Raw genomic sequence first — 11,886 nt, 5'->3', positions numbered from 1 at the left:
TTTTTTATCTCAGGATTATGAATATGGTATTTTGGCGGTACAGGGAAGGATGGCTTGTATTTATTGAGTTCTGGCCAGCACATTCAAGAGCGCTTTTCTCCAGAGGCTAAGCTAGTCATTGCCAGTGGAGATGTTTGTGAGGTAATTCGTCAGGTGCCGGATGAGGCCATGACGCTCATCTTCACGTCGCCACCCTACAACCTCGGCAAGGCCTATGAAACGCCGATGGCGATCGAGGACTATCTCCAGAGCCAAAGCCAAGTGATTGCCGAGCTATATCGAGTGCTTCGGCCAGAGGGAAGTTTGTGCTGGCAAGTGGGGAATTTTGTTCAAGGGGGAGAGGTTTATCCCTTAGATATTTTGTTTTATCCCCTGTTCAAGCGGTTGGGTTTGAAGCTGCGCAATCGCATCATTTGGAAATTTGGCCACGGTCTCCATGCCACAAAGCGCTTTTCTGGCCGCTATGAAACGATTCTTTGGTTCACGAAGTCCGATCACTATATCTTTCATTTGGATGCGGTGCGTATTCCAGCCAAATATCCGGGGAAACGCCATTTCAAAGGCCCCAATAAGGGCAAACCCTCGGGCAATCCCTTGGGCAAAAATCCATCAGATGTCTGGGAAATAGTTGTTCAGGATTGGCAAGAACTGGTGTGGGATATTCCCAATGTCAAGTCCAATCATCCTGAAAAAACACTGCATCCCTGCCAGTTTCCCATTGAGTTGGTGGAGCGGTGCGTCCTTGCCCTCAGCCATGCAGGGGATTGGGTCTTTGACCCCTATATGGGGGTGGGATCATCCCTCTTGGCTGCCCTAATGCACAATCGGCGGGCGATGGGCTGTGAAAAGGAACCCGCTTATGTCAACATTGCTCGCCAACGAATTCAGGCCTATGAAAATGGCACCCTGCCCTACCGCCCCCTCGGCAGACCGGTGTACACCCCCACAGGACATGAGAAAATAGCACAAATTCCTGAAGAGTGGCAACAGTGAATTGGCGATCGCTCAACGAACTGGTACGCATTCAATCGAAGTGGGTTACGTTAATTGCCGAGCAATGGTTAACCGAGAAGGGTGAAACTTTAGAGTACTGGCGGGTGGAAAAGGCGGACTCGGTGATTATCCTGACGCTGCAAGGCGACTACTTAATCTGCCTGCCCCCAACCTTTCGAGTAGGAATTCGGCGAGCCACTGTTGATTTTCCCGGTGGGAGAGTGCTTCCCGATCAAACCCCTATGGCAATGGTGCCCCAAATTTTAGCGCGAGAATTGGGGACTGACACCGATAGCATTCAAGCAATCGCCTCCTTAAATGAGCAACCGTGGCTTATCAATAGCGCCTTCTCTAATCAACGATTGTGGGGTTTTATTGCGGAACTAGCACCAACAGCACCCGTGCCACGAGGAGGGAGCAAGTTTCGGCTGGAGAGTCCAGACATCCCGCAGCTACTGGCTCAGTTGGAGTGCTTACAATGTCGGGCGGTTCTCTTGGAATGGCTTTCTCAGCGCCGACAAGCTTAGGCGATCGCCAGCGCTCGCTGCAGATGATTTTGCAGGGTTTTAGTGGGCAGACCACTCTGGAGATGCTGCCACGGTAAAATGGTATCTTCTGGCCAATGTTCAGTGACATAGGCCTCAAAATCGGGCAACTGTCCCCGCAGTTCCTTAAACGCCCGCCGATAACTGCCTAAAGAGGTGCCATAGCGGCGCACCTGCTCGAGGAGGGGGGCAAGCCGGCGATCGCCCCGCGAAATTAAAGCTTGAATCAGCGAGTCATGATAGGATTCAGGACGAAACTCAACCCCCAATTTGGCCAATTCTTTTTTCAGGAATTTGAGGCGTTTTTCAGCCACGGGTTGCACCCCCCACCACTGAAAGGGCGTATGGGCTTTGGGCACAAAGGTACTACAGCCAAGGGTGAGCCGCAGGCGCAGCGCTGTTTTTTTCAATTGGCGAAAGAGATCGACCGTGGCTTCGACATCGGCATCCGTTTCCGTAGGCAGTCCCACCATGCCATAGAACTTTAGCCCCTTGAGACCGCCGGCTTGGGCATGGCTCGCGGCCGCGAGGATCTCCTCCGTTTCCAATTTTTTATTGATTACTTGGCGTAGGCGGGCAGACCCCGTTTCAATGGCGATCGTCAGCGACTGACTGCCCCGTTGACTCAAGAGTTGGGCAAGGGATTCGGTCACCGTATTGGTGCGCACTGAGGCCAAACTGACCCGCACATGGGCAAATTGCGGCTGACGCAAATGTTCCATCAACGCAGGAAACTCAGGGTGTTGGGTAATGGAGGCACCCAAAAGCCCTAGGCGATCGGTGACCGCTAGCCCCCGCTCAATGGCAGGAATTAAGGTTTCCAAGCTAGGTGTGCGAAAAGGCAACGTCAAATAGCTGGCCAAACAAAAGCGACACAACTCAGGACAACTGCGCACCACCTCCACCATGTAAATCTTTTCCCAAGCGGCGCGGGGAGTAACCACCGTTGAGGCAGCAAGGGTATTGCCGCGATGCACTTGTTTGGTGACCGTTGCAGGAACATTGGCCTTGACGGGTGCAATCTTTTCAATCCGACCGCTAGTCCCGTTGTAGCTGACTTGGTAAAGACTGGGAATATAAATGCCCGGCACTTGGGCAAGGGCGTCTAGTTGTTGCGATCGCGGGGCAGAGCGCACCTGTGCCATGGTTGTTAGAAACGGATCGAGCAGGGGTTCGGCGTCCCCCAGTAAAATCACATCAAAAAAGTCGGCAAAGGGTTCAGGATTCGCCGTTAGCACCGGGCCACCGCCAAAGACCAAGGGATGGCAATTGTCGCGATCGCGCTGCCAAATGGGAATGCCCAACTGCTCCAGCAGAGCCAGCAGATTGCCGTAGTCCAACTCCCACGAGAAGGAAAATCCAACCAACTCCGGATCCCGAGGCAGTGATTCCTGCACATCGGTAAAGAGGCGGCCCACTGCCACATCAGGACGGCTAGCCAGCTGTGCCCACACCAGTTGATACCCCAAGCTAGTGATCCCGACACTGTAGGTATTGGGAAAGCCATAGAGGACCCGCAGGGCCTCTGGCCGTGGGCGCGATCGCTCAAAGAGGAGGGTTTCAGCAGTAAAGGGGGAATTCACCTAGGTTTCCGTTGACTGACGACGGCGGGTTTTTGTGGTCTTTGTGGCCACTTTGGCTGTGGCCTTCTTCGTGGTTGGTTTTGTTTTTGGGGCAGTGGCCGTTGAAGTGCGGCGGGTTTTCTTCGGCGCTTTTTCAGCCAAGAGGGGGAGGGCTTGTTCTAGGGTCATGGTCTCTGGACTCATCCCTTCTGGCAGTGAGGCATTCACCTTGCCATGGTTGACATAGGGACCATAGGGACCATCCAAGATCTGCACCGGCTCCCCATCCTCTGGGTGAGTCCCCAACACCGCGAGCACCTGTTTTTTGGCACGACCGCGACTCGATTTCGGGGTTGCCAGTAACTCTAGGGCACGCTCTAGGGTAATCGTATAGACATCATCTTCCCCCTTGAGGGAACGATAGTCCTTCTCGCCTTCGGGGTCATGGACAATGTAGGGGCCAAAGCGACCTTGATTTGCCTGAATGAGCTTACCCGTTTGCGGATGAACGCCCAGTGTTCGCGGCAGTGACAACAATGTAATCGCCAAGTCTAAGGTCACTTCATCGGGACTGACCCCCTTGGGCAACGAGGCTCGTTTGGGTTTTGGATTGGCCTCTGTGGCTTCCCCCAACTGCACATAGGGACCAAACCGCCCGGTTAGCAAAAAGATGGGTTCCCCAGTCTCTGGATGAATGCCAAGCTTGTCAGGCCCCTCCAGTTTTTGGCGGATTAATTGCTCCACCTGTTCACGGGTGAGGCTACCGGGGGTGGCGTCTTGGGGCAAAGAAGCCTTAATGGGTTCGCTGCCATTGCCATTTTGATAGACGACAAAAGGACCAAAGCGACCCACTACCACTTCAGCGTTCAGTTCTGGCAGCAAAATTGCCCGTGCTTCAGTGGCCTCAATTGTCCGTTCCCGCTCCTTGACCTGCTGCTCAAGGCCATTTTCACCAAGGTAAAAGGATGCAAGGTAGGGCTGCCACTGCACTTCACCGATGGAAATATCGTCAAGGGTTTGCTCCATGCGGGCGGTGAAGTTAATATCCACCAAGTCAGGGAAATACTTCTCTAGCAGTGCGGTGACAGCAAACGCAGTAAAGGTCGGTTCAAGGGCATTGCCGCGGCGAATGGCATACTCGCGCTCTTGGATCGTGCTGATGATCGTGGCGTAGGTGCTGGGGCGCCCAATACCGGCTTGCTCGAGGGCTTTGACAAGGCTGGCTTCGGTGTAGCGTGGCGGCGGCTGGGTTTCGTGACCCACACTTTCAAGGGCGCGACAGCGGAGAATATCCCCCACCTGCATCAGGGGCAGCATCACCTCTTGGCTTTCGAGGGCGGCATCAGGATCATCCGATCCTTCGACATAGGCACGGAAAAAGCCGGGAAAATCAATGCGTTTGCCGTGGGCACGGAAGAGGGCATCCCCCGCCGTAATCGAGACCGTCAGCAGGGTGACACGGGCATCGGCCATCTGCGAAGCCACCGTGCGTTTCCAGATCAGGTCATACAGTTCCAGTTCGCGATCCTTAAGACCAGTTTCTTGGGGGGTACGAAACTGGCTACCGGCAGGACGAATCGCTTCGTGGGCTTCTTGGGCACCCTTGGTTTTGGTGGTGTATTGGCGCGGCTGAGGGGACAAAAAGGCTTTGCCATACATGGCTTCAACACAATTGCGGGCGGCGGCGATCGCTTGCTCCGACAGATGCACCGAGTCCGTGCGCATATACGTGATATAGCCCTCTTCGTAAAGCTTCTGGGCAATACGCATCGTCTCCTGTGCTGATAGGTGCAGTTTGCGGTTGGCTTCCTGTTGCAGCGTCGAGGTGGTAAAGGGGGGAGCCGGTTTGCGGGTTTGTTGGCGCTCCTCCTGTTCGCTGACCGTCCATGTTTCCGTCAGCAGGCGATCGCGCAGGGCATTGGCAGCCGCCTCATCCAAGAGCAAGACCGCCTCAGGGTTGCGCACCTGTCCTGTGGCCGGATCAAAATCATTGCTCGTGGCCAAGCGTTGACCGCCAACACTCACCAAACGGGCTGGAAAGAGGGTTCCCCGTTGATCCAATGTGGCCTTGAGATCCCAAAATTGACCCTTGCGGAAGGCCAGCCGTTCCCGCTCCCGTTGCACCAATAGGCGCACTGCCACCGACTGCACCCGCCCCGCCGACAGATGGGGAGCAATTTTTCGCCAGAGGAGGGGCGACAGGGTATAGCCCACCAAGCGGTCTAAAATTCGCCGCGTTTCTTGGGCACGCACCAGTTGCTGGTTGACCTCGCGGCAATTGCGCAAGGCTTCTTGAATTGCTTCCTCAGTAATTTCATGGAAGACCATGCGCCGCACAGGCACCTTTGGCTCCAACAGTTGCAGCAAGTGCCAACTAATACTTTCCCCTTCGCGGTCTTCATCGGTGGCGAGGAGGAGTTCGTCGGCTGTTTTCAGTGCGGTTTTCAGGTCTTTGACAACTTTTTGCTTGTCCTTGGGCACAATGTAGAGAGGTTCAAAGCCAGCAGCAACATTGACGCCTAGAGTTGCCCACTCTTCCCCCTTGAGTTCGGGGGGGACATCGGCAGCGCTGCGGGGCAGATCACGGACATGACCCATCGAGGCTTCAACGCGATAGTCCGGTGGCAGAAATTTGCGAATAGTACGGGCTTTTGTTGGGGATTCAACAATGACAAGGGTGGACATAGCAGATGCTGCGGGATGGGTTTTTCGGCACTCTCAAGTTTAACGATCAATCATAGAATTGTGTTCTCCCACCGTATCATGGGGAGCAAGGAGAAACACTAGACCTTTGTTCATACCCTAACGTAACCCGTGGGGAACGGTGATCTAGCCAGTATAAGGATTTTTAGGTAAGGAGATTGTAGGTCAAGAGACATGAACAACCTTGGGGCAGCCCCGGAAATTGTCATCCAAACATGCCACCTCAATAAGTATTTTGGCGATCGCCATGTCCTTAAGGACATTAACTTCACCGTTGCCAAACAAGAAGTGGTCGCCCTCATTGGCCCCAGTGGTTCTGGCAAAAGCACCTTGCTCCGCTGCTTGAATGGGTTAGAAACGTACCAATCGGGGGAGATTCTCATTCTCGGCCATTCCCTGCCCCCAGTGCCGACGCCACAACAACTGCGGCTGATTCGCCGGGATGTGGGTATGGTCTTTCAGAACTTTAACCTCTTTCCCCATATGACGGTGCTGCAAAACATCATCGAAGCGCCGATCCTTGTGCACAAACTCCCCCGCCGCGTGGCTATTGAAATGGCTGACAGTTTATTAGCCAAAGTGGGATTGCTGGACAAACGGGATGCCTATCCTCGGCAACTCTCCGGGGGACAACAACAACGGGTGGCGATCGCCCGCGCTCTTGCGATGCAACCGGAGATTCTTCTGTTTGACGAACCCACCTCTGCCCTTGACCCGGAACTGGTGGGGGATGTGCTCGCCGTCATGCGACAATTGGCCGAAGAAGCCATGACCATGGTGGTGGTCACCCACGAAATGCAATTTGCCCGTGAAGTCTCCTGCCGCGTGGTCTTTCTTGCCGATGGCCAAATTATTGAGGAAGGCTCGCCCCAAGAACTGTTTCGTCGTCCGCAAAAGGAGCGAACCCGCCTCTTTTTAGAGCGTGTGCTGGTTAGGCACTAGCCTTTGTAGGCCTTAATGCATTTTTCAACAAGGGGCTGCACCGCATCCACATCCTGCCAGCCAAGAATTTCCGTCACTTTCTTTTGCAGATTCTTGTAGGTGCGGAAGAACTCAGCAATTTCTTCGAGGCGGTGGGGCGCAATGTCCTTGAGGGATTTCACCTCGGCATAGCGAGGATCATCAACAGGCACGCAGAGAATTTTCTCGTCGCGATCGCCACTGTCAATCATCTCCAGCATGCCAATGGGACGGGCAGCAATCACGCAGCCCGGAAACGTCGGCTCATCCATCATGACTAAACCATCGAGGGGATCGCCATCATCCGCCAGTGTATTGGGAATGAACCCATAGTCATAGGGGTAGTGCACGGCCGAGTAGAGCACGCGATCGAGGGCAAAGACGTTCATTTCCTTGTCAAACTCATATTTATTACGACTGCCCCCAGCAATTTCCACCAACACATTGACAACACCCGGCTGGGGTTGGGCAGGAATACGGCTTAGATCAATACCCATAGAATTGATGTTCACGCAACAAGTCTCCATCATAAATGCCGCAAGGGTATTGCCGCTATAGCCTAGGGAGACAGAGCACTTCCCCGAGAAGCATGTTGCGTGAAGAGCTGTGGCCACAGTCCCCAAAGGGCAAAGAAAAGGAACATCAGGCCGTGGCGATGATACAGAAAACTAAAGTCTAACTGGTTGTTGAGAATACTCATGAGAATCACACCGCACACCATCGGGAGGGCTTGCACCACTGCACAGTGGATCATGAACGAAGGGAGTAAATTGGGTGTGGGAACTTTAAGTAGTTGACATGACAGTAAGACAGAGGTCAGTAATGTCACAAGGATAATCAGAGTGCTGATGAATGGTATCGAAGCATTGAGTTCACTCAGCTTGTTTCCCGCAAAAAAAGGCGGAAATGAATCTGGTAAAACGAGGTAAAACGGCATCACAATCGATATCAGCGTCAGTACGGAGAGAGATAAGTCAGTTAAGGCTGATCTTAGGCCAGCAGAGCGCTAAAAAAGAATTAGCATTAAGGGAAGCAAGGTCAGGAAATTACTCCGAGAAGCTAGAGCAATTCCTGTGAAAAGACTAGTAGCAATCTTTGCAATCATTGAGTTAGAGAATAAGGCTTTTGTTTGTAGAAAGATTACTACTAGAACATAAATGCTATTCGCAATTAGATCACCACCTGAAATATACTCGTATTGAAATGCAGGCGATAAAATTGATAGAAACATAAACATTAAGATAGCTGATACGAAACTCTCTAAATAGATCGATTTTAAAAGGAGGAATATTCCTAGCCAAAATAGGTTTCGATAGGCACTATTACCTAATAGGATAAATGGTGAGGCGATTAGAATACTACCCAGCAGTGGTGTTATCTTTCCTCCGAGGTGAGTGGTTGCAAAGTAGGGGTATCGCCCCTGTATGAATTCCCAAAAAGCAATATTCAATGCTTCATCGCGATCGCTACCACGTCCTAGAAAACCTGACGTTTCGAGTGGATACAGAATCCAAAAAACAGTGATACCAAAAACAATAACAACAGTAAGGATAGCAAAATAAAATCTGGCAACAAAAGAGAAAATTTTAGTCTTAAATTTTAGGAGAAGTGACAATGCCAGCGTAACAATCACAATATAGCTCAAAACACCAATTAAACCGACGTATCTTTGAATCAGTGGCGTTGATAGCAATGAAAAAAAACAATACAAACGTGCCTAGCAAGTATATTTTGGAATAATTAACACTCATTATATTGAACTTAAACTAATAAACTTAACTATTTAGTATTTTATACAGTTCCTAACAATGTCTCTGTACGATGGATAGCAAGTTAATCAGGTAGAGCCAGCTCTTTTCCCAATGATGAGGCTGGGGTCAGTAAAACCGAGTATTTTGAGATAGAGCGCTGCGAGGTCACGAGTCGTGCAGCAGATCATCACCAGACCATTGCATTGATCCCTTGGGTCGCTTTCCGCTAAGGTTTTGGGGAGTCCCTTGTCAGCTTTGCCCTATGTCTCTCAAGCGGTTGGTGCTTGCAGCCCTCAGTATTGTGGTCGCTGCTCTAATTACAGTATCGTTGCTCGGCAGTTACTTAGAACCCCAAACCCAAGGACAAATCAACCTGTTTCAAACGAATTTGTCACTGCAAGCCCGAGAATGGCAGGGGCTGGGAGATGCCACAACCCGCGATCGCTTGGTGGGGAATTTAGAAGCTGCCATCCAAGCCTACGAAGAGGTGCTGGTAACCCCCACACTGCAAAATCAACCTCTGCGTCTCCAGTTAGGATTGCTCTATGCTGAAACTGGGCAGCGCGATCGCGCCCTGACAACGTGGCAACTCCTGATCAACGAGGCTGAAGGGGCAACCCGTAGTACCGCAGAAGTGCTGATGGGCTTGTGGGCGGAGCCGCCCCAACTGCTGCCAGATACGGAAATGTTGATTAAAAACACGCTTCAAGGTTGGTTTCGCGATCGCGCCCTCGAGCGCCTCTATGAACTGCAACAGCGACCCGATGCCCTCATGGCCTTGGCCACCGCAGAACAACACCGAGCCGAAGCGGCCTTCTATCGCCTTGCCCTGATTGGCACGACTCCTTTGATAGGAAGTTTGATCGGGATTGTTCTTTGGATTGTCTGGATCTATCAACACCTGCGACGACGCCGACAGGCCAATCTGCTCCCGGTGCTGACCCCCGTGACATGGAGCTGGGAAACCCTGTGGGAAGGCATGGTGATCTGGTTCACTCTTTTCTTTGCCATTAGTTTGGTGCTCATGCCCTTGGTGCGCTCCCTGATTGGCATGGGACTGCCGCTGCGCTCTGCCATGGCCCAAACGCTGTATGCCTTAGTAAGCTACGGGATGATGATGGTTGCTGGCTTGTGCTGGCTGTGGTACTTTCTGCGTCCCTTTGGCAAGCGCCCTTGGGATTGGTTACGTTGGCAGGGGGGGTTGGGGGGTGCCCTGCGTTGGGGTATTGGCGGCTATTTGGCGGCGCTGCCGCTGGTGCTGGCCAGTTCCCTCATCAGTCAAGCCCTTCTCAAAAATCAAGGGGGCGGCAACCCCCTCTTGGAGATTATTTTGCAAAGCCGCGATTACACCACCTTTGCCCTGCTCTATGTCATGGTGGCGGTGATGGCGCCCTTCTTTGAGGAGATTCTCTTTCGGGGGTTCTTCTTTCGGTCGGTGCAATCCTATCTGCCCCTAGGAACCGCCATGGGGCTGACCGGGCTCCTCTTTGCCATTGCCCACCTGAATTTAGCTGATCTGTTGCCCTTAACGGTCTTGGGAACGGTGCTGAGTTACATCTACTGGCGATCGCAAAATATCGGTGCAGCAATGATTCTCCACGGCATCTGGAATAGTGGTTCCTTTTTAGGCTTGCTCCTACTGAGCGGGGGGACGGAAGCGGGGTTCTAACTGCTGTACCAACCACTGGCGGGGCACCAACCGACCGGCAAGGGCAAGGAAGCGATTGGCGGGCTGACCGGGAATGACGGTGGCCACATCGGTTTGCAAAGCGGCAAGGGTTTCGGCCACCACCTGTTCCGGTGTATCCTGCTGGGCAATCAGAGCCGGGTTGCGGGTCATATCAGCGCGCTCAAAGAAGTTGGTGGCAGTGGGTCCGGGACAGACGGCCAATACCCGAATACCCAAGGGTTTGACTTCTGCCCAGAGGGCTTCGCTGAAGTGGCGAACAAAGGCTTTGCTAGCAGCATAGACAGCGAGGTAGGGCAGGGGCTGAAAGGCTGCAATGGAGCTAACGTTAATGATCGTTCCTTGACGGCGGGGGCGCATTTCTTGCAGCACGAGATGGGTGAGTTCCACCAGCGCTGTGATGTTGACTTGGAGCATGGCCGTCAATTTCTGGCGATCGCGATCGCCAAAAGCTCCATAATCGCCAAAGCCAGCATTATTGACTAGGACATCCACCGTTAATCCTAGGGATTGAATCTGCTGATAGAGGCAGCGAGCTGCACCGGGTTCGCTGAGGTCTTGGGGGACACACACAACCTTTACCCGTTTGCTGAGGCGCGTCTTTAGCTCTTCGAGAGTCTCGAGGGAGCGACCCGTGAGGATCAGGTGATGCTGGCGATCGGCCAAAGCTTGGGCAAAAGCCTGCCCCAACCCTCCCGTTGCCCCTGTAATCAGTGCCGTTGTCATAATTGTTACGAAACGTAAAGATCGCTATCTTAAAAGGTAATACACTTTGCAGGAAGGGATTGGGCAGAATGACCTCTACGCTCCCACCAACAACAGCATTTCCCACCGCAGACTGGCACTGGCGGGGTCATCGCATTCGCTACGGAGTTGACGGCAGTGGTGCGCCAGTGGTTTTAGTCCATGGCTTTGGTGCCTCCATTGGTCACTGGCGCAAAAATATCCCTGCGCTCGCAGCAGCTGGCTACCGTGTCTATGCCCTTGATTTACTGGGTTTTGGTGCCTCAGCAAAGCCGGATTTAACCTACAGCTTGGACTTGTGGGCAGAGTTACTAGCCGATTTTTGGCAGGCTCATATTGGTGAACCGGTAGTTTGGGTGGGCAACTCGATTGGTGGTCTGCTGTGTTTGATGATGGCGGCTCGCTACGGTCATACCTGTCGCGCTGTCAGTGTCCTCAATTGCGCCGGGGGACTGAACCACCGTCCCAATGAATTGAACTGGACGCAGAGTCTCTTTACAGCCATTTTTCGTGCCTTGGTGGCGTCCCCCATCATTGGTCACCTGATTTTCAATCAGATTCGGCAGCCAGAGCGCATCCGCAAAACGCTGACCCAAGTCTATGCTAATCCCGATGCCATTACCGATGAGTTGGTGGAGCTGTTGCACCGGCCAGCAATGGATGTGGGTGCCAAGGAGGTCTTTGCCCGTGTGATTTCGGCACCGCCGGGACCGAAAATTGTGGATTTGCTGCCACAGATTCAAGTGCCGATTCTCGTGCTGTGGGGCGAGGTGGATCCGTGGACACCCGTCTCCGGGGCGAAGCACTTTGAAGCCCACCAAGATCGCCTGCCGATTCGCATTGAGCGGCTTCCCCATACCGGCCACTGTCCCCATGACGATCGCCCGGAGCTAGTGAACCCCATTTTAATTGAGTGGTTGCAGCAGTTGGGTCAAATCTAG

11 protein-coding genes are annotated in these 11,886 nt (G+C 52.9%); 5 read left to right on the top strand and 6 right to left on the bottom strand.

What is annotated here, in order from left to right; all coding sequences use genetic code 11:
* The first annotated feature begins 168 nt into the window (after nt 1-168).
* Complete coding sequence (locus tag NBE99_RS06385) at nt 169-993, top strand: DNA-methyltransferase (RefSeq protein WP_399371051.1); 825 nt, start codon at nt 169-171, stop codon at nt 991-993.
* The gene (locus NBE99_RS06380; RefSeq protein WP_250683633.1) at nt 981-1,520 is read left to right on the top strand and encodes an NUDIX hydrolase; all 540 of its coding nucleotides are present in this window, start codon (nt 981-983) and stop codon (nt 1,518-1,520) included. Before NBE99_RS06385 ends, NBE99_RS06380 begins: the two co-directional genes overlap by 13 nt.
* Here NBE99_RS06380 and NBE99_RS06375 read toward each other — a convergent pair.
* Both NBE99_RS06375 and topA read right to left on the bottom strand, forming a co-directional pair.
* Nucleotides 1,517-3,121 carry a radical SAM protein gene (locus tag NBE99_RS06375; RefSeq protein WP_250683632.1) on the bottom strand — a complete coding sequence of 535 codons (1,605 nt, stop codon included), beginning with the start codon at nt 3,119-3,121 and terminating at the stop codon, nt 1,517-1,519. The genes NBE99_RS06380 and NBE99_RS06375 overlap by 4 nt on opposite strands.
* The gene (topA, locus tag NBE99_RS06370) at nt 3,122-5,785 is read right to left on the bottom strand and encodes a type I DNA topoisomerase (RefSeq protein ID WP_250683631.1); all 2,664 of its coding nucleotides are present in this window, start codon (nt 5,783-5,785) and stop codon (nt 3,122-3,124) included.
* A 192-nt stretch (nt 5,786-5,977) separates the two neighbouring features.
* On the opposite strand from topA, the gene NBE99_RS06365 reads away from it, so the two are divergent.
* Complete coding sequence (locus tag NBE99_RS06365; protein WP_250683630.1) at nt 5,978-6,745, top strand: amino acid ABC transporter ATP-binding protein; 768 nt, start codon at nt 5,978-5,980, stop codon at nt 6,743-6,745.
* Here NBE99_RS06365 and NBE99_RS06360 read toward each other — a convergent pair.
* The 3 genes from NBE99_RS06360 to NBE99_RS06350 form a co-directional block, all read right to left on the bottom strand.
* The gene (locus NBE99_RS06360; RefSeq protein ID WP_250683700.1) at nt 6,742-7,254 is read right to left on the bottom strand and encodes an inorganic diphosphatase; all 513 of its coding nucleotides are present in this window, start codon (nt 7,252-7,254) and stop codon (nt 6,742-6,744) included. The two genes, NBE99_RS06365 and NBE99_RS06360, sit on opposite strands and share 4 nt — an antisense overlap.
* A gap of 68 nt (nt 7,255-7,322) precedes the next feature.
* The gene (locus NBE99_RS06355) at nt 7,323-7,502 is read right to left on the bottom strand and encodes a hypothetical protein (RefSeq protein ID WP_250683629.1); all 180 of its coding nucleotides are present in this window, start codon (nt 7,500-7,502) and stop codon (nt 7,323-7,325) included.
* A 267-nt stretch (nt 7,503-7,769) separates the two neighbouring features.
* The gene (locus NBE99_RS06350; protein WP_250683628.1) at nt 7,770-8,396 is read right to left on the bottom strand and encodes a hypothetical protein; all 627 of its coding nucleotides are present in this window, start codon (nt 8,394-8,396) and stop codon (nt 7,770-7,772) included.
* 380 nt (nt 8,397-8,776) lie between these two features.
* On the opposite strand from NBE99_RS06350, the gene NBE99_RS06345 reads away from it, so the two are divergent.
* Complete coding sequence (locus NBE99_RS06345; protein ID WP_250683627.1) at nt 8,777-10,183, top strand: type II CAAX endopeptidase family protein; 1,407 nt, start codon at nt 8,777-8,779, stop codon at nt 10,181-10,183.
* Here NBE99_RS06345 and NBE99_RS06340 read toward each other — a convergent pair.
* A complete protein-coding gene (locus NBE99_RS06340; protein WP_250683626.1) occupies nt 10,151-10,927 on the bottom strand; it encodes an SDR family oxidoreductase in 777 nt (258 codons plus the stop codon). The genes NBE99_RS06345 and NBE99_RS06340 overlap by 33 nt on opposite strands.
* Before the next feature lie 68 nt (nt 10,928-10,995).
* On the opposite strand from NBE99_RS06340, the gene NBE99_RS06335 reads away from it, so the two are divergent.
* Complete coding sequence (locus NBE99_RS06335) at nt 10,996-11,886, top strand: alpha/beta fold hydrolase (RefSeq protein ID WP_250683625.1); 891 nt, start codon at nt 10,996-10,998, stop codon at nt 11,884-11,886.

Source organism: Thermosynechococcus sp. HN-54 (genome assembly GCF_023650955.1).
Lineage (GTDB): Bacteria > Cyanobacteriota > Cyanobacteriia > Thermosynechococcales > Thermosynechococcaceae > Thermosynechococcus.
The sequence above is the reverse complement of the archived record's forward strand: the minus strand, read 5'-3'. Positions and strand labels throughout refer to the sequence as shown.

What these genes read in the sequence shown, in the direction of transcription:
- NBE99_RS06385 (WP_399371051.1), top strand. Translation starts at nt 169, where the DNA reads ATGACGCTCATCTTCACGTCGCCACCCTACAACCTCGGCAAGGCCTAT.
- NBE99_RS06340 (WP_250683626.1), bottom strand. Translation starts at nt 10,927, where the DNA reads ATGACAACGGCACTGATTACAGGGGCAACGGGAGGGTTGGGGCAGGCT.
- topA (WP_250683631.1), bottom strand. Translation starts at nt 5,785, where the DNA reads ATGTCCACCCTTGTCATTGTTGAATCCCCAACAAAAGCCCGTACTATT.
- NBE99_RS06365 (WP_250683630.1), top strand. Translation starts at nt 5,978, where the DNA reads ATGAACAACCTTGGGGCAGCCCCGGAAATTGTCATCCAAACATGCCAC.
- NBE99_RS06335 (WP_250683625.1), top strand. Translation starts at nt 10,996, where the DNA reads ATGACCTCTACGCTCCCACCAACAACAGCATTTCCCACCGCAGACTGG.
- NBE99_RS06345 (WP_250683627.1), top strand. Translation starts at nt 8,777, where the DNA reads ATGTCTCTCAAGCGGTTGGTGCTTGCAGCCCTCAGTATTGTGGTCGCT.